At 47.3% G+C, this 17,690-nt stretch carries 9 protein-coding genes; 6 read left to right on the top strand and 3 right to left on the bottom strand.

The window, feature by feature from the left end; genetic code table 11:
- The first annotated feature begins 126 nt into the window (after positions 1 to 126).
- A complete protein-coding gene (locus ACFQY8_RS05880) occupies positions 127 to 3,393 on the top strand; it encodes a glycoside hydrolase family 2 TIM barrel-domain containing protein (protein ID WP_377938960.1) in 3,267 nt (1,088 codons plus the stop codon).
- A gap of 25 nt (positions 3,394 to 3,418) precedes the next feature.
- Here the strand turns inward: ACFQY8_RS05880 and ACFQY8_RS05875 are convergent, their stop codons facing one another.
- Together ACFQY8_RS05875 and ACFQY8_RS05870 are read right to left on the bottom strand one after the other, a co-directional pair.
- The gene (locus ACFQY8_RS05875; protein WP_377938959.1) at positions 3,419 to 4,432 is read right to left on the bottom strand and encodes a LacI family DNA-binding transcriptional regulator; all 1,014 of its coding nucleotides are present in this window, start codon (positions 4,430 to 4,432) and stop codon (positions 3,419 to 3,421) included.
- Between the two features lie 655 nt (positions 4,433 to 5,087).
- Positions 5,088 to 5,894, bottom strand: coding sequence for a nitroreductase family protein (locus ACFQY8_RS05870; protein WP_377938958.1), 807 nt, complete (start codon positions 5,892 to 5,894; stop codon positions 5,088 to 5,090).
- Between the two features lie 111 nt (positions 5,895 to 6,005).
- On the opposite strand from ACFQY8_RS05870, the gene ppgK reads away from it, so the two are divergent.
- Positions 6,006 to 6,770 carry a polyphosphate--glucose phosphotransferase gene (gene ppgK, locus ACFQY8_RS05865; RefSeq protein WP_377938957.1) on the top strand — a complete coding sequence of 255 codons (765 nt, stop codon included), beginning with the start codon at positions 6,006 to 6,008 and terminating at the stop codon, positions 6,768 to 6,770.
- 101 nt (positions 6,771 to 6,871) lie between these two features.
- Complete coding sequence (locus ACFQY8_RS05860) at positions 6,872 to 8,059, top strand: pyridoxal phosphate-dependent aminotransferase (RefSeq protein WP_377938956.1); 1,188 nt, start codon at positions 6,872 to 6,874, stop codon at positions 8,057 to 8,059.
- 24 nt (positions 8,060 to 8,083) lie between these two features.
- Here the strand turns inward: ACFQY8_RS05860 and ACFQY8_RS05855 are convergent, their stop codons facing one another.
- Positions 8,084 to 10,309 carry a hypothetical protein gene (locus ACFQY8_RS05855; protein ID WP_377938955.1) on the bottom strand — a complete coding sequence of 742 codons (2,226 nt, stop codon included), beginning with the start codon at positions 10,307 to 10,309 and terminating at the stop codon, positions 8,084 to 8,086.
- Positions 10,310 to 10,371: 62 nt separating this feature from the next.
- On the opposite strand from ACFQY8_RS05855, the gene ACFQY8_RS05850 reads away from it, so the two are divergent.
- The 3 genes from ACFQY8_RS05850 to ACFQY8_RS05840 are packed head-to-tail and all read left to right on the top strand — an operon-like array spanning position 10,372 to position 17,667.
- Positions 10,372 to 13,905: a tetratricopeptide repeat protein gene (locus tag ACFQY8_RS05850; protein ID WP_377938954.1), complete on the top strand. Its 3,534-nt coding sequence runs from the start codon at positions 10,372 to 10,374 to the stop codon at positions 13,903 to 13,905.
- A complete protein-coding gene (ligA, locus tag ACFQY8_RS05845) occupies positions 13,898 to 16,465 on the top strand; it encodes an NAD-dependent DNA ligase LigA (protein WP_377938953.1) in 2,568 nt (855 codons plus the stop codon). The genes ACFQY8_RS05850 and ligA overlap by 8 nt, the downstream gene beginning before the upstream one ends.
- The gene (locus ACFQY8_RS05840) at positions 16,465 to 17,667 is read left to right on the top strand and encodes an Mrp/NBP35 family ATP-binding protein (protein ID WP_377938952.1); all 1,203 of its coding nucleotides are present in this window, start codon (positions 16,465 to 16,467) and stop codon (positions 17,665 to 17,667) included. The genes ligA and ACFQY8_RS05840 overlap by 1 nt, the downstream gene beginning before the upstream one ends.
- The last annotated feature ends 23 nt before the right edge of the window (positions 17,668 to 17,690 follow it).

Genomic DNA, 17,690 nt, shown 5'->3' with positions numbered 1-17,690 from the left:
TAACATAACTTTTATAAAGTAAAATTATTTACTAATATTCAATAACTAGTTTACAAAAACGCAGATATTAGATAAAGTAGAAATGAACAAAGTTTTCACTAATATCATTCGAAGAGGAGTGAACTCATGGATAAGAAAATAAAAGAGCCGCATGTTGTCATAGCTGATAAAGCAGTATCGGAGTGGATTTATGATCCGGAAGTGTGCGCGGTAAATCGACTCAATGCGCATAGTTCCCATAGCGTTTTTTCTGCTCACGATGTGGACGACGTTTATGATGGTTCAGGCAATTCTAAGCTTTATGAGAGTCTTGATAGTCAGACGCAGTGGCACGCTGTCGTAGTCGAGCATTCGGAGGAACTTATCGATACTGTCGCTCACTTTTCGAAGGATACTGATGCTCATCGTGCTCTCTTGCAAATAGCGGAAAAGTATAATAGTGATTCTTCTTCTGTACACATCGCAAAAGTGCCAGGGCATCTTGAAACAGATGGATTGCTGCGCCATCAATACGTCAATCAACAATATCCTTGGGACGGTCATGAAGAGCTAATGGCACCGAATATTCCTCATAAGAATCATGTGGGAATCTACGCGCGTGACTTTGACTTAACAGATTATCCTGCCCATATAGCACAAGTTCAGCACAGCAAAAATGGCGAACGTTTCACTCTCACCTTTGATGGCGCTGCGACTGCTATCTATGTGTGGCTTAATGGAACTTTTGTCGGATATAGTGAAGATTCATTTACACCAAGTGAATTCGATGTGACAGATATCATACGCGAAAAGGGGAATAGCCTCATTGTGGCGTGCTACGAGTTTACTTCAGCAAGTTGGCTTGAAGATCAAGATTTTTGGCGTTTGCATGGGCTATTTCGCAGTGTGCATATCAATGTGATACCTGCCATACATGTTCAGCACATTCAAATTTCAGCTGATTTTGACACGAATACGCGACTAGGGACGTTTAATGGATTTGTGCTCGTGGGTGCACGTGAAAGCAGTACCATGCATTGCGAGCTGTATGATGTACAAACTGGTAACATGGTTTGGCAATCTCGTGAGGCAATCCCTACCTGTGATGAAAACGGTGAAAGTACAATTGCGCTCAAAGGCTCTCTTACGAATGCCAAACCGTGGAGTGCTGAAGATCCTCATCTGTATCGACTTCGCATAACGGTGTCTGATGAAAATGGAACCATATATGAAGTCGCAGGGCAGAATATCGGGTTCCGTCATTTTGCTCTTGAAGACGGTATTATGAAACTCAATGGGAAGCGTATCCTTTTCAAAGGTGTCAATCGCCACGAATTTGAGTCGAAAACGGGCCGTGTGGTGACGAGAGACCAGATGATTGAGGACATAAAGATTCTGAAGCGTCTCAATATCAACGCTGTACGAACGTCCCATTATCCAAATCAAACAGCGTGGTATGACCTCTGCGATGAATACGGCATCTATGTCATCGACGAAGCAAATCTAGAAACACACGGTACATGGATTAACTCCACGAATGACATTATGGATGCCAACGCTGTTCCGGGTAGTAAAGTGCAGTGGCGCAATGCATGCATCGATAGGCTGAATTCAATGATGATGCGAGACTATAACCATCCGAGCGTTATGCTGTGGTCGTTGGGAAACGAATCATACGGCGGAAGTGTTTTTGAAGATATGTATGACTTTGCTCATCAGCATGACAGTCGTCCGGTTCACTACGAAGGAATCACATGGAATCGTGAATTTGATTATGTCAGTGACATAGAATCTCGCATGTATGCACATCCTGACGTGATAGAGCAGTATGTGACAGGAAATTCTGAGCTTGGCGAGCCGATAAAACCTTATATTTCTTGTGAGTATATGCATGCTATGGGTAACTCTGTCGGCGGTTTGCATTTGTACACAGAACTTGAAAAATACGATAAGTACCAAGGCGGTTTCATCTGGGACTTCGTTGACCAAGCGATAGTTCGAAAAGATGAGAATGGTAAGGAGCATCTGGCGTATGGTGGAGATTTTTACGATCGTCCCAATGACTACGAATTCAGTGGCGATGGCATCGTTTTTGCAAATCGTGTAGTGAGTGCAAAAGCTGCTGAAGTCAAGCAACTCTACTCAAATGTAAAAATTACTGTAACTCCTACGGGAGTTGAGATTCGCAACGATAACCTCTTTACGGATACGGCAGAGTTTACTTTTACAGCACGCGTACTGGTCAATGGTCAGGAAAAAGCTTCGCAGTCGAACATCACGTGGGATGTGCCTGCTGGCGCAACTCGTCAATTTACTCTTGACTGGGATAAACTCGCGGATGTTGCATCAGATGTGCAAGCTTTCGAGATTGTGCATGAAGTGGACCAAGTACTTGCACGCGATACTGTGTGGGCTAAAGCGGGATATGTTCTAAGCTTTGGACAACTTGCCGTGAGTATAGGCAAAGATACTGATGAGTCTGCAGCTAAACCACCTATTGCCTTCGCAAATCCACACGGCGATAAGCCAAGTGCAGTCATCACAAACGGTATATGGAATGCCGGGCTTCGCACAAGCGAGGCAGAAGTCCTACTTTCGCGCTCGCAGGGAGGACTTGTTAGCTTTAAGCGTCTCCATCAAAAGGACAATATGGTTATCCGTGCGCCAAAGCTTACGACATGGCGTGCTCTTACGGATAATGATCGCGGATATCAGGCAGGCTTTAGTCGTGCTCAGTGGATGGGGGCAGGTCGCTACGCAAAAGTTGTCGGTCAGGAATTTGTATATGGTGATGCTGACGGCTCTCTCGTGGCTACATATCGCTATGAGCTTGCAGACATTGAGCATACACCTGTCACCGTTACTTATAATGTTCACGCCGACGCGTCTATTCATCTCACTGTTCATTTCCCTGGTATAGCGAACGCGGATGGGAATTCTAATCCTCTCGTATTTGGCGTGGAATGGATGCTACCGAAAGCCTATAATCACACGAAATTCTACGGTTTGGGGCCGGAGGAGACCTACGCCGACCGTAGGCATGGTGCCAAGCTCGGCGTGTGGGAGACGGCTGTCGCTGATGACGTCCAGCCATACCTCGTGCCGCAAGAAACGGGCAACCATGAGGGGACACGATATATGGAGCTGACGAATGATGAGGGACATGGAGTAAGAGTCATCGCGCATGATCTCGCTCATACATTCTCTTTTAGTGCGCTGCCATACAGCTCATTGATGCTTGAAGAAGCCCTCCATCAAGAAGAACTTCCGTCTCCGTCTTATAGCTTCTTAAGACTTCTCGCAGTACAACAAGGTGTGGGCGGTGATGACACTTGGGGATCGCCGGTACACAAGGAGTTCGAAATTGATGCGACTCAGCCGCTTGATCTTGATGTGATACTTCAGCTCATCTAGACACTACTAAGATGAGCGAGCATGCTCAGATGCGCTCAGGCACGAAGCTACTACGAACGACGAGTTTCGTGCCTATATGTGCGTGAGCTGTTCGCTCTCTTTTGCGACTTATCGCTTGTGTGAGGAGAGTGACAGCCATATTTGTCAGTTCGTGAATATCGATATCATATGTCGTCAGTGGAACAGACATGTACTGTGCAATAGGCATGTTATTGATGCTTACCACTGCGACATCATGAGGTACTGCGATATGCGCTGCTGCTAGACTTTGGAGAACGCCGACGGCGAGCGAATCTGCTGCGACGATGATTGCATCAGGCATTGCTTCTTTGTGATTGGCGATAAGCTGCTCGGTAAGTGTTTTTCCGGTTTCTACGCAGAACGGTCCTTTATCATAAACAAGATTGGTGATATCTAATCCGCATGAGGTAGCATATTCGATGAATGTGCGGCTTCGAAGTTCCTTCCTGTGATGTGTGTCTGGTGAGGCATCATCTCCGCCAATGAAGGCAATTTTTTTCTTTCCTGACCGTGTAAGAATATCGATAGCATCAACGATGGTTTGCTGAAGATCTGGCTGAACGGAGTCAAAGAGGTGCGGAGCTGGATTCGTATCGATGAAAACGCCGTGCGGAAGAGCGCTGTGGAGTCGAGTAAGTTCACGATCGGTAAGAGTTCGCGGTCCAATTCCGATGAATCCATCGACTTTTTTAGCGTTTTTTAGTATATCTTTAAGCGTAGTGAATGTGGTTAATGTTAAGTTATGTGTGCGAGAAAATTCTGCTACGCTCTCACGTACTGTATCAAAATACTCATCTTGCACGAGGTCTGTGGGTTCGGTGGTGTCGAGGAGAGCGATATTGCGTGGTATAGAGATAGCGCGTGGTTGCTTGTCGTATCCGAGATCTTCGATGGCTTTGATAATCTTCTCGCGAGTTTTCTGAGTAATGGATAGGGAAGGATCAGCATTCATAAAACGCGATACGGTTGCGGTTGATACACCAGCGGAATCTGCTATTTGTTTAAGAGTAACTGCCATCATTTCTTCCTTATACGCCTCGCTTAATTATCTTGCGAAGTTATAGTTACGGTTAAAAGATTTACTTAAATTAAGTTTAATCTTTATTCTAGCGTATGGTAAATATCGTTTTGATTTCAATGATGGTGTATAAATTTTCTGATAAATGACAGAAAATGGGAAATATGGTATAATGCAAGCAATCAAGCAGAGTTGCTTGATACATAGGAAGCGAGGGATTCCAATGAAAAAACTTAATATTTTTTACTAACCTTTTGCAGGTTCTAGCGCTGCCTATGCTGAGAACGTTGCTAAAAGTGTGAGATGGGCTGCGGGGCAGCCTGGATCTGGAGTCGTTTTGGATACGACGTGGATCCTTAAATATACGTGTGTTCCAAGGAAGTGATGATATATGACGTCTATCGATTTTCTTCTATGGATGGCGATAATTGTCTTTGTGCCATTAGGCGGAGTAATTAATCTCGGAAAGGATAGACTCGGCAAACGTGTAAATAATATTCTCCTTGCCGTATACGGTGTTGCACTAGTTGCCACAGTAGTTGTGGGGATAATCCTAAAATTAACTGTCGGGTAACCACACAGTTGTGGAGAATTCTATGTGGTGTGTGAGGTGGCATGTATAGCTCGTGCCGCCTCACATTTTATTGTGTGTACTTTACCGTACGGTAAATACTCCGTTGAAGCCCCAAGACCATTCTCCCGCTGAGGCATTATCTGGGTCTGCCGCAGCACCTATCTGAAAATGAAGTTTGTCGATACCGAGGACCAGATGGTCGCGTACAGTGCCAAGAGACAGTGGTTCGTCAAGTGAGACAGAGACGTGGCGTTCATCATCGTGGAGTTTAAAGCGAATAGGCTGCTTATTCGCAGGGAATGGCGCTTTTGCCACGGCAGTAATTGCATTGCGATACCATGCAGGAGAAGATTTATCCACTGCACCGATGGCAGCGATGGTTTCTCCACTACGATGAGACTGCTGAAATGCGGCACGCTCTTCATAGGACTTCTTCAAAACTGTTTCCTGATCAGTAAAGTATCCTACGGCTATGGCAGCATATGCTATCTCGCCCTTATCTGCACGAACTTGCGCAAGCTTGGAGGCTGCTTCCAAGTCAATGCTTTGATCGACCCAGCAAGTCGCCAATCCTTCGAGTACTGCTGTTAATGCTAAACGCTGGCCATAGAATCCAGTCTTTTCTATTGTCTCGGTGTCGTCACGAGGACCGCTGAGAACGATGAGGTGAGCTGCTCCGTTAAATTCGCCGCGTTCTTGCACACTGCGGTCAAAAAGTTCAGAGTGGTTTTCGAGGAAAGTGAAGCGTGCGTCAGAGAGAAGACTCATTGCATCGATATTCTGCTTAAGCTGACGGAGTAAGGCGTCTTCAATCGGGTCGGGATTAAAGTCACGTGTAGAGATGCGGACGTCGATTGCATCAATGACTTGAGAATGAGTTGTAGTCATAGTCGCATTATATCGAGGTGCACATATGAGTTTTGTTGTGAGGTAGAATGACAGGAAGAGGAGACATGCTTCACAGCGTAAACTCACAACCACGAAAGAATAGGGGAGCTTATGATTGACACAGCTCAGGCATTTGGTATCGATATCGGTGGTTCAGGTATCAAAGGTGCACCAGTAGATCTTGTTAACGGTAAATTTGCGCAGGAACGTCTCCGTATTCCTACTCCTGAGGAATCCACCCCGGAAGCTGTCGCAGATGTGGTAAAGCAGATTCTCGATCACTATGAAGTTGAGGAAGGTACGCCTATTGGTATAGCTTTCCCTGCTCCCGTGAAGCCGAGTAAGCCGCTGGACTTCATGGCTAACTTGGACCAGTCATGGGTGGGAATTGACCTTAACGCTTTTATGAGTGAGCACGCTGGGCGTTGCGTTCATGTCGTCAATGATGCTGACGCTGCTGGTCTCGCTGAAGCTCAGTATGGTGCTGCGAAGGATAAGAATGGCCTTGTCATCGCAACGACGCTAGGGACCGGTATCGGTACTGCGCTGATTTACAACGGTGTCTTGATACCAAATTCTGAGCTTGGACACATTGAGCTTGAAGGCAAAGATGCTGAAAAATATGCTGCTGATTCCGTTCGCTCGCAAAAGGAATTGACGTGGAAAAAGTGGGGTAAGAGGCTGACTAAATACTACCAACTGCTTGAACACTATTTCAGTCCAGATATCTTTGTCGTTGGCGGTGGCGTCTCAAAGAAAAGTGATAAATTCTTTGAATTTATTGATATTGATACGCCCATTATGCCGGCTCAGTTACTTAACGATGCGGGCATCGTTGGTGCTGCTTTTTATGCGAGTACGCTAGAAGAGCAATAATTCGTCGTCTCATGATTTGGTACCTAGGTGAGCGCGCCATCTTTGCCATCTGTGTGAGAGCTTGCAGGTAAGCTGTAGAAAGCCTTGCGTACACTGGCGGTATGCATTTTTCACATAGGACAGGCGATCAGCGTCTTAATGCCTTGACTATTCGTTCGCAGGAATTGAAGGGTCGAGGCATTTCTATAAGTCATCTGAACGACTCAAATCCCACACATTTTGGTATGAGTGTTCATGGGCATGATTTTCGTTATATTGCGAATCCGCGAGGCTCTATAGCAAGTCGCGAAATCCTTGCCGCCTATCTCAGTAGACGGTATGGTTGTGAGATAAATGCACAACAGCTTTATCTTCTGAATTCCACATCTCAGGCATACGCGTGGCTCATGATGTTGTTATGCGACCCAGAAGATAAAGTGCTCTATCCAAAACCAGGGTATCCGCTTATTGAGTCTATTTGTGCTTTGACCGGTGTGGAGTGCATGCCTTATCGCATGAGTTACGATGGCTCATGGGTGATTGACTACGTATCTATCAGCGATGCTCTCGAGAGGTGTAATTATGACGGTGCTGAGCATCCTATCAAAGCGATTGTGCTTATCAACCCTAACAATCCAACTGACTCGTATGTCAAGTCTGAAGAGAGGAAGCGTATCGTCGATCTCTGCCGACAGTATGGCGTGTCCATCATCGCGGATGAAGTTTTTTATGATTTCGCGCTTGAGCCTTTCGGCGCGAATAAACGTCTAGCGGGGGAGAGCAGTGTCCTCACTTTTGCTCTTGACGGCTTCTCTAAGATGCTTGCAGCTGCTGACGTTAAAGTGGGATGGATTTATGTGAGCGGCCCCGATAATGAAGTTGTGCAGGCGCAACAGCGGCTCGATATCATTGCTGACGATTTTCTTCCTATGTCTACGCTTATCACACAGCAGATTCCAGCGTTGCTGGAGAAGGCAGACTCGCAAACTGCTCTCATCCATGAGCGGTGCGTCAGTAATATGCAGTGGTTACGCGAGTATGTAGAAACATCTACTCAGCTTGGCGTAGTAAGTGTACTTCGTGCCGAAGGTGGGTGGAGTGCACTCTTACGCTACCCGTCGAGCATTGAGGATGATGAGCTTGGACTTGCTCTGCTGAATCAGGCTCATGCTATGAGTGCTCCGGGGTATTTCTTTGATTTTGACTCTAACGGTTATATGTCTATCTCGCTTCTACCAGAAACAGAAAACTTCCGCAAGAATGTGAAGACAGTGGTCGATGCCATCGAAAGATTAATCACTGCAGAGTAAAAACTCGGATGCGTAAAGTTTCGCCTAAGGTACAATCGTAAATGCTTCCGACATGGCTGCATATAAATCTGGACCGTACTCGGTCAGCGACGCAAATCGATTGGGAACGAAGATACTCGCTATAAGAATGAAGATTTCGACGATAGTGAGTAGCGAAATTGCCCAAGAGACGACATTTGCTCCTCGTTTTTCACTGTTTTCTTGACTCCATATCGATAGTGACACAATTCCAGGAAGAGCAGCAAAAGTAAAAGCCCACGCAAAATCAGTGAAATATCGCCATGCTATACCACCGCTGCGTGCAACGAAGAATGCAAGGAAAAGACCGAAAACTGTCCCCAAGAGGGGGTAGAGAGTGGTGTGAGATCTGCATAAGAATCGTCGTACAACAGGAAAACATGCTGCAACAATCCCTACGAGGAGAAGTGGTGCAAAGAAGAATAAGCCTGCGATGATACTTTCTCGGTGAATCCACGGACTCGGTTGCACTGATGGTGACTCGATATAAGGAAAATTTGAACTGAACTGAAATGGCGTAAAAAGATAATATCCCACGCCTTGTAGGACTGAGCTTAAAGCAGGCTTGAGATGAAGCATGTCGGCAACGGTAACTTGGTATCCTGCGCCGAAGTCCGTAATCTTCCCAAAGCGCCACCAGTTGTACCACAATGGCGGAATGAAAGCGATAAGAGCAGGAATGAGGTTGATAGCAAGAGCTGAAATGATCTCGCGGACTGGTTTCTTATGCTTTCCACCTACAACCTGTAAGAAAATCGGAAGCACGAGAATTGCTGTGAAAATGAATGTTGGACGGCAGCCTACACTGAGTGCGATAAAGAAAGATCCCCACGCCATATGCGCGTACTGGCTGCGTTTCGAGGCTTGAGGAAGTACTCCCATCCAGAGATATAAGCCGATAGATACTACACAAAATGCGCTCGCAAACGCCACGATGTAAAGGTTAGATATGATAAGAAGCGAGATGAAATTGCATCCTATGAATGTCGTGATAAGTGCCACGATAGTGATGCCTACACTCGCCTGTGGGAAAAATCGATGAATAAATCTCACGACAGTGGCGAGCATGAAGCATAGAGCGATGGTAAGAAGTGGTAAAGATACAGCAAAGATAGAAGGCCATTTTCCTGTTACCCAGTGAAAAGGAATGTACATCAGCAAACTAGGGAGTATGCCAAAGTAGGAATACCAACGGTGATTAAAAAAGGCATAATCCCAGTAGATTTTTGCTCCATGTGCCAAAATCTCATCGCGCTGAACAGGAGAGTAAGGATTAGCAAGTGCATCGAATTGAGGGTCGACGGGGAGAGAAACCCAAGGGTGTCCCTCTAAAATTCCTTGTGCCACAAGTATATAGTGATGGTAGGAGTACACATAATTGTTTTTCTCTGGCCACACATCGTTACCGACAAAGATACCTGCGACGAAGATAGCGGCGAGCGTTGCAAGAGATAGCGGCGCGACAATTGCGAACCAAAAAGCGAGGCGCTGACCACGGCTGCGAGGGTTAAGTACTATCCGATATATACGCGAGCGAGGGCGAAGTCCCCACAGAAGAACTGCGAGTATGGCAAAGACAAAGACACGTATCAAACTTATATGAAAAGGTTTGCGGGCGTTGATCTGAATGCTTGCAAGAGTAAACCGAGTACCCTTTGTGCCCATGAAGGAAATGGTGAGCGAGTGATTGTGGCGTGTGTGCGAAGGAGAGGCATCTGGAGAGGAATCAGCTTTTGGTACAAAGACAAAAGTTGGACGATTGGAATATACGGTAAACTGCTTACCGCCGATGGATGCCAGAGTTGAGAATACCTGCGAAGAGTGAGATGTACTTGTAGAAGTTGCTTTGCTCGGATTGAAAGTGATGGTTGTAATTGCTCGGTTATGTGCGTATGGGATAGTTATGCTCGCGCCTGCTCCTGTTATCGTAAAGGTGGACTTTCCTTGCGCACGAACTACCTTCATGTGTGAAGTAGTGTAAGAGCACGAAGTACTTACATCACATGTTTGCATACCTGATGTAGGAGACAGCCATGTGGCGAGGTTGAAAATTCCTCCTTCAAGGATGACGATGATGACGGTACATATAAGAGCATAAAGGACAGCTGGATGAGAACGTACTATGCGTATGTGGTGAGGTGGATGTGCTAAAGAGCGCACTATATTGGTATGATGTGTGACAGATTTTGTAGAAGAATCTTGAGAAAAACCATTGATTTGTGCGCTTGACATGCGTTTTATTCTATAAGCATGAGTGCACAATCATGTCGTACTTGCTTGAAAGAATGGTGTGCATGTCCACTCAGTTGTCTGCTCAATCACAATCCGCTTTAGAACAGGTCCGTAGTGTCTTTCATTGGGCTGTGGAGGAACGTAAAATTTCTGCTCTAGTGGCGCGTAAGGTAGTGAAAACTCTCACGATTGATGGTCATGCATGGCAGGTGGGGTGGGTACATGACCCCTTACGCATGACTCGTCATCGTTGTGCTCTAGGGATTTTCCCGACAAAAAAGACTTTTATACCTGTCGCTGTGGCAGATTCTCATGCGCGTATATATGAAGTTGGACAGTGGGATGCAGATGTGGTGGATATAGAGCCACGTGTGCAAATTGTCGGTGAAGGTGAGGGTGAAGTCCACTCTTATCGTTTCTTGCGTACAGTTGCGCGTGAGTCTACGTCGGAGATAATTTCTGTCTCTCATGGTGCGGTAGTGGCGCGTAGCGAGGATGGACGTCTGCGTTGGCTTTCGTCATGGCTGCGTTCTGGGGAAAACTACACATTTGAGCAGGTCCGCAGTCTCGCAGTTAGTCCGACTGAGACTGCTAATTTGTCCTATCGCGATGCCATGGTACTCGCATACTTTGTCATGTATGTACAGCCGACTTTGGCATTACACGGAAAAGTTTTTGGCTTTGGCACATCAAATATCTACCGTCGTCTGCGCAACCAAGCTCCGCTGAGCGCTATACGCACTAGTGTGGCAGATATCGAGGCTGCACGCGCGCAGGGTTTGAAAGTGTCAGGGCTTGAAGAATATTTCACTCACACTATGCATGAATCAGGCGCATTGTCCCGCATCCCGCAGCTTGAGGCAAAGCATGGTCAAGAGAACTTAGAACTTCTCTCAAATGCAAAGTCGCATTTGTACTATCTTCATTCGCGTAACGGTGTAGATTTCGATGCTGCGTTGAAAACTTTACGCATTGAGGCTAATCTCAATCGGTTTAGCGCTGTCTCCAGTGTGGTTGAGAACAATTATCACTATGACTTTACGCCGACGGAAGATTTTATTTCGCTCCCGTATGTGGCTCATCTTGCTACCGCTCTACTGGAGAATCCTGCATTCGACGCATTAAGCACTCTAGAAACAAATGGTGTTATGGATAGTGATGCTCATCCTGCTTTGCGCTATCCAGTTAATGAGGTTAGTACCTCCCAAGAGTCAAGCTTTGCGTCGCAGTGGTTGGGACAGTTTTATGCAGCGGCGCGTAAAAGTGGTAAGACACGGTTAGATGATGTTGCGTCTATCAATGCGGTATATCCCATGGTGGCTGCTGCGCGTGATACGGCTGCTCATAAGCTCCATGAGAATGAACCATATGACGACGATGTTCATATGGATGCTTCTCGAGGTGCGGGGAAGTCAGAATGGCTCTATCGTCAGACAATGGCTGAACTCATCACGACTCTTCGCCTTCCGCTACGTAGCGATATTGACTTTCGGTCAAACTTAAGTGGGGACACAGGTTGTGTCGCCATTAGCTATACCTCAACGGCATCGAGTGTAATGCCTCAGCAGCGCTATGACTCTCAGCAGCTTGCGTGGGTGGATCTTAGCGAGCAGGCACGCAAACGTATGGCATCAAAGTATGACTTGCGTGTGGGAATCATGCTTGCAGCATTGGCATTTGGCGCAAGTAGTGATGTGTCTGAGGTTGCTGTGTGCATCGATAGTCTGGGGTCTGCGGAAGATATCGAAGATAGAGACCCTACGATTTATGCGTTGCTCATGCGAGCCTTTGAACATATGGGAATCGACCCAGAAAATGTGGGAGGCACGCAAACACAGCCGAAAGACACTCAGCCTAAAGACGGAGACGTGCACGGTGACCCGTCACCGGGCGTAGCTTTTGCAGGGCTTGAGACAAGCGCTGAGACAAATGTCGACGATACATTCATGAATCTCATGAAGTCTATTGATTTTTCCCCAGAGCAAGTAGATGCTTTTACACAAGCAGCTCAAAGTCTCGCTAGTGCTGATGGTGAGTTGAGCTCAAGTCTCCATGCTGACAGCACTGAAAAACACGACAAGGGACCAAGCGATGAAGAGGTCGATGCCGTGTTCCATGAAGTTATCCATCAGCATGACGGTCAATCTTCTCCAGATACTGCTACCTCAGATAATTCTGAGAATACTGCTGCGCGTGGTGTACGCGTTATGTCGGGTCCGGGCTCTGACCCGTTAGATCTCATTCGGCGCACAGCATTGAGCAACACTGTAGCGACAGTGGTTTTCGAACGTGAAAAATTCCTTAATCTGATTTCACGATATGGTTTAACGGATCCTGTCACAATCTATCGTAGCTTCGATAGCTGTGTACTGGACATGGATCCTTATGGTGTGCTTCAGCCAGTGAACTCATCTCTAGACATTCGTGATGCTCGCTATACTGCACAAGGTTCGCTAGAAGAGCCTGAGCTTAACGACAGAAAGATAACATCTTCAGCAGCTGCACAGCTCGGTATCCATAGCGTGCGTGACTTATCTATTCAGCGCTCAGACATTTTAGAAGGTGCACAGGCAGACATCGTAACTTTGTCTCGGTATGACTCGCTAAGTGTACCTCAAAGAGCTGAACGTATCTCTCAGTATATCGACCATATAGCAGACCCTGAGCTAGATGATTTTAAAGAAGCATATATCCGTAACGTTATCGATGGTAAACCTATCGATAGGGTGCGCTTTACACTGTCGACTCAATTCGATGCTGATATGCAAAAAGCACGTGACATGTTTATGCACGGTGATGTGTTAGGGAGCTTCGAATATGGTGAATCTCGCATTGAAACGCTCGATGACGCTTTTAAAGCAGGAGACCGAGTACCTGTGTACTTCAATTCCTACGCTGAGCGCGTCGTATATAATCGTCAGTTCGCTACCCCCGGAGAGAAACTTGTCTTAATCCCTGATAATCTTTTCCAAGCGCATATGGAACTTGTAGAAGTGTACTCACACACGAATCAGCAAAGCAAAGCTCTCCAGCATCTTAACACTGCGGTAGGTTACGCACCGACATACGCGCTCCCACACTTACGCCTAGCTATCTTACTTGCAGAGCAAGGCGACTGGCAGTCTTCATTTGCTGCTGCGAGCAATGGTTTGAGAGTTGCATTAGACAAAGATGATGCTGCTTATGCGTACTATCGCATGGCGTATGCACAATGGATGCAAGACGAGTTTGAACTCGCTGCTGCGTGCTACGTGATGGCGATTCGCATTTCTGCAGCCACTGTGCCAGGGGCACCAAAAGAGCTTGAAGAACTTGCTGAGCGTGCGCGCTCGCAGGATATCCCACTTCCTTTGGACTACAACGAAGCTGTAGATGCGCTCACATACTATGACATTGACTTATGGCCTCATAGCACTGCGGCAAGCATGATGGATATGAGTGCTAAAGCCGCAGTTGACAATTACCTTTTTGTCGCTGGTCGAACGCTTACAGTCGCCGCCGCACGCATTGCTTCAGCAGCAGCCGCTATGGAAGACGGTGACGAAGCTTCATCTGATATCGCACAATTCCAATTCTTAAGGTCGCTCAATGCGTGAATTTCAAAGTAGTTTTCAGAGTAATTCTCACAAGAGTAGCTCTCATGATGTGGTTCAAGATGCTTTCAATTTCGATGAGCCAAGCGGTTTTGATGAGCCAAGTGGCGTCACGGAAACGACGGTCCCTTGGTGGGATTCATTGGAGTATTCTGATGCATCTGCTCTCTCGCTCAATTCAGCAGACGTGGCTGAACTTTCTGCTGAAGATGCTGCGCGAGTATGGGCAAAAGTAGCAGCTTGGGTTGAATCTGATCAAATTGCCTACTACATCAATGATGCGCCATCTGCTTCTGATGCAGCGTATGACTCACGCATAGAATTTTTGAAGCGTCTTGAACGCGCATTCCCATCACTCGATACGGAGCAAAGTCCTACACATCGTGTCGGAGGGAACTTTTCTCAAGACTTTGCACCTGTCAATCATCCCTCGCGTATGCTCAGCCTCGATGATGTGTTTAGCATTCAGGAGCTTGAAAACTGGTATGTGGGTGTGAAGCGTCAGCTTGGTATGGATGCCCACGCGCCACTTCCTATGACAAGCGAAGTCAAGATTGACGGACTTGCGTTGAATCTTATTTATCGCAACGGCGTTCTTGAGCAGGGGCTCACGCGTGGCGGTGGTGTCATAGGTGAAGACATCACTGCAAATGTGCGTACTATCGAAAGTATCCCGCAAAACCTTGCAGGAGAGCCAGACGATATCCCTGAATTCGTAGAAATCCGCGGTGAAGTCTTCATGCGTTTTGACGATTTTGAAGAGCTGAACCGCGAAAATGAGCGTTTAGGCAAGTCGCTTTTTGCAAATCCTCGTAATGCTGCCGCAGGGTCGTTGCGTCAAAAAAATCCACGCATTACTGCACAGCGTCATTTGAGCTTTTATGCGCATGGTTTAGGGCGTGTGGAGTGGAAAGATAGTTCTTCGGGTCACGCTGCTCACCATACTATCGAACGTCAATCTCAAGCGTACGACTTCTATAAATTATGGAAAGTTCCCGTCTCTCCTCATAACCGTCTTGTGCATTCCTTCGCGGATATTACAGCGATGATTGATTACTACGAAGAACATCGTTATGACATCGAGCACGCCCTTGACGGTATCGTGGTCAAGGTAGATGAACGCCGACTCCAAGATCGCATGGGCTCCACCTCACGAGCGCCTCGCTGGGGAATTGCATACAAATATCCGCCAGAGGAAGTCAATACTGAGCTGCTTGATATCGCTGTTCAAGTCGGTCGCACAGGACGAGTAACTCCAGTAGCTCAATTGAAGCCAGTACGAGTAGCTGGCTCGACTATCTCGCGGGCGACGTTACACAACCCTTCAGAGGTAGAAGTCAAGGGTGTCAAAATTGGCGATATTGTGGTCGTGCGTAAAGCAGGAGATGTCATTCCTGAAATCGTTGGTCCCGTGGAATCAGCTCGTAAAGACCGTGCAGATAAGCTTCGTGACTTCGTCATGCCGACACTTTGCCCAAGTTGTGGTACTCCTATTGCGCCTGAAAAGGAGGGAGACAAAGATATACGCTGTCCTAACGCAGAGTCATGCCCGGCACAGCTAACAGAACGCATCATCAAACTTGGGTCACGTCAGGCGTTTGACATTGACTCTCTCGGCGAGCAAGTAGCTATAGCTCTCGCAAATCCAGAATTAGACCGCCCATCTTCTGTGGACGTATATGCGCCGAATGTGACGAGTGTGGAAGTGCGTGACGGCGAGGAGATGACGCCATATAGTGTCCCGAGCGGTTTAGAACTTCCAGCTGAACAAATTCCGGTCGTACAGTCACTCGCGGATATTTTTACTCTTACTGAGGAAAAGCTGCGCGATGTGCGTGTATGGCGTGAAATTCCTATCGTTCATGTCACGACATATATCGATCCTGATACAGGCAAGAAGAAAACGCGACGAAAGAAGGTCGGCGGCTCAGGACTGTGGCGCCAGGTTTCTGCTTTCTATAATGCGCCGAAGAAGGGCGAACCAGCACAGCCATCTGCCACGACTGTTAGGATGCTCGATCAGCTTAAGAAAGCACCAGAAACTGAAATGTGGCGTGTACTTGTAGCGCTGTCAATGCGGCATGTTGGTGCACCGAATGCGCGCGCACTGGCAGAACGGTATCCTTCTCTGCCTTCATTCAGTGGTGTCACTCAAGAAGAGCTTCAAGAAATTGATGGGGTCGGCGAAGCTCTTGCGCAGTCCGTCTATTCATGGATGTCTAAGCTTGGGAACACCGCTGACTGGAGAGGTCGTATCCTTCAAGCATGGATGGATACCGGAGTTGGTATGCGCGTGATAGAGCGAGAGGAACTTTCGCAGACGTTGGAGGGCATGACCATCGTCGTCACAGGCTCGCTAGATGGCTATACGCGAGATAGCATCAAAGAGACAATCATCGCACATGGCGGCAAACCGTCCGGATCGGTGTCAAAAAAGACGACTTATGTGGTGACAGGACATGAGCCAGGTGCCGCGAAAGTAACGAAGGCGGAGAGCCTAGGAATTCCTATGCTGGATGCTGAGCAGTTTGCCCATTTGATGGAAACGGGAGCTCTCGAATAATGACAGATGCGTCACAAGCGGTGGGGGATGTCGAGCAGTCTCTATCGGCACATAATGATTCGCTGCACGAGCAAGAAGGTCGTATTGCTCGTGAGATTTATGCGCGCATGACTGGGGTAATTGATCCAGAGTTAGGACGTTCAATTACCGATCTCGGCATGGTAACGGGTGTAGAAGTGAGCGCGCATGATGAAGATATAAACACTTTTGATGTGCATCTTTCCATCGAACTTACTGTTCCTGGCTGTCCGCTTTCTGACGTGATTCGCGAACGTATCGAGCAGGCGGTTGCAACGTATCCTGATGCGACATTGTACCTTGACTTACATGTTGGCTCAATGGGCGAGGAAAAGCTGGGGCATCTCGTCGCAGAGCTTAAAGCTGCTCGCCGTGAAAATCCTTTCCATAAGAAAGGTGTGAAGACTCGTATCTTTGCAATTGCTTCTGGCAAAGGCGGGGTAGGAAAGTCAAGTGTGGCAGCGAATCTTGCGGCTGCCTTTGCTGTGAAAGGTTATGACACTGCTGTCATTGATGCAGATATTTATGGCTTTTCGATGCCTAAGCTCCTTGGCGCTGATTCTCAGCCTACGAATCTTAATGGTATGCTTATGCCAGTAGAGACGTGGGGGATAAAAGTAATGAGCATCGGCATGTTTGCCGGCTCAGATCAGGCAATTTTATGGCGAGGACCACGACTGCAACGCTCTCTTGAGCAGTTCCTTTCCGATGTGTGGTGGGGTGATCCTGACGTGCTCCTCATTGATATGGCTCCAGGCACTGGTGATATGGCTATTTCAGTAGCTCAAGCCCTGCCCAATGCTGAGCTCATCGTTGTGACGACTCCTCAGCCTTCTGCATCAGATATCGCAGTTCGCGCCGGACTTGTCGCTTTGCAGGTGCCGATGGATGTGGCAGGAGTCGTGGAAAATATGTCCTATTTCGAGCATAATGGTGAGCGTCTTCATATCTTTGGTGAAGGAGGCGGTCAACGCGTGGCTGAGCAGCTGACCCGACAGTTGCATGACAAACTTGGGCATGATATCCCGCTTCTTGCGCAGCTGCCTTTAGAGACAAATTTACGCGAAACTGGGGAGAACGGCAGACCCGTGGTCTTAGATGCAGATGGGAATCTTGCTGAAACGTCACTTGCTCAACAGTTCAGCGATATGGTGGATAAACTCATGAGCATGCGTGAAGTCTAGCAAAGCGGAGGGAGCGAAAGAGT

This window comes from Alloscardovia venturai (genome assembly GCF_042676605.1).
GTDB classification, from domain to species: Bacteria; Actinomycetota; Actinomycetes; order Actinomycetales; family Bifidobacteriaceae; genus Alloscardovia; species Alloscardovia venturai.
The sequence above is the reverse complement of the archived record's forward strand: the minus strand, read 5'-3'. Positions and strand labels throughout refer to the sequence as shown.

Coding starts and splice junctions, on each gene's coding strand:
- ACFQY8_RS05880 (WP_377938960.1), top strand. CDS start 127: ATGGATAAGAAAATAAAAGAGCCGCATGTTGTCATAGCTGATAAAGCA.
- ACFQY8_RS05875 (WP_377938959.1), bottom strand. CDS start 4,432: ATGGCAGTTACTCTTAAACAAATAGCAGATTCCGCTGGTGTATCAACC.
- ACFQY8_RS05870 (WP_377938958.1), bottom strand. CDS start 5,894: ATGACTACAACTCATTCTCAAGTCATTGATGCAATCGACGTCCGCATC.
- ppgK (WP_377938957.1), top strand. CDS start 6,006: ATGATTGACACAGCTCAGGCATTTGGTATCGATATCGGTGGTTCAGGT.
- ACFQY8_RS05860 (WP_377938956.1), top strand. CDS start 6,872: ATGCATTTTTCACATAGGACAGGCGATCAGCGTCTTAATGCCTTGACT.
- ACFQY8_RS05855 (WP_377938955.1), bottom strand. CDS start 10,309: ATGTCAAGCGCACAAATCAATGGTTTTTCTCAAGATTCTTCTACAAAA.
- ACFQY8_RS05850 (WP_377938954.1), top strand. CDS start 10,372: ATGTCCACTCAGTTGTCTGCTCAATCACAATCCGCTTTAGAACAGGTC.
- ligA (WP_377938953.1), top strand. CDS start 13,898: ATGCGTGAATTTCAAAGTAGTTTTCAGAGTAATTCTCACAAGAGTAGC.
- ACFQY8_RS05840 (WP_377938952.1), top strand. CDS start 16,465: ATGACAGATGCGTCACAAGCGGTGGGGGATGTCGAGCAGTCTCTATCG.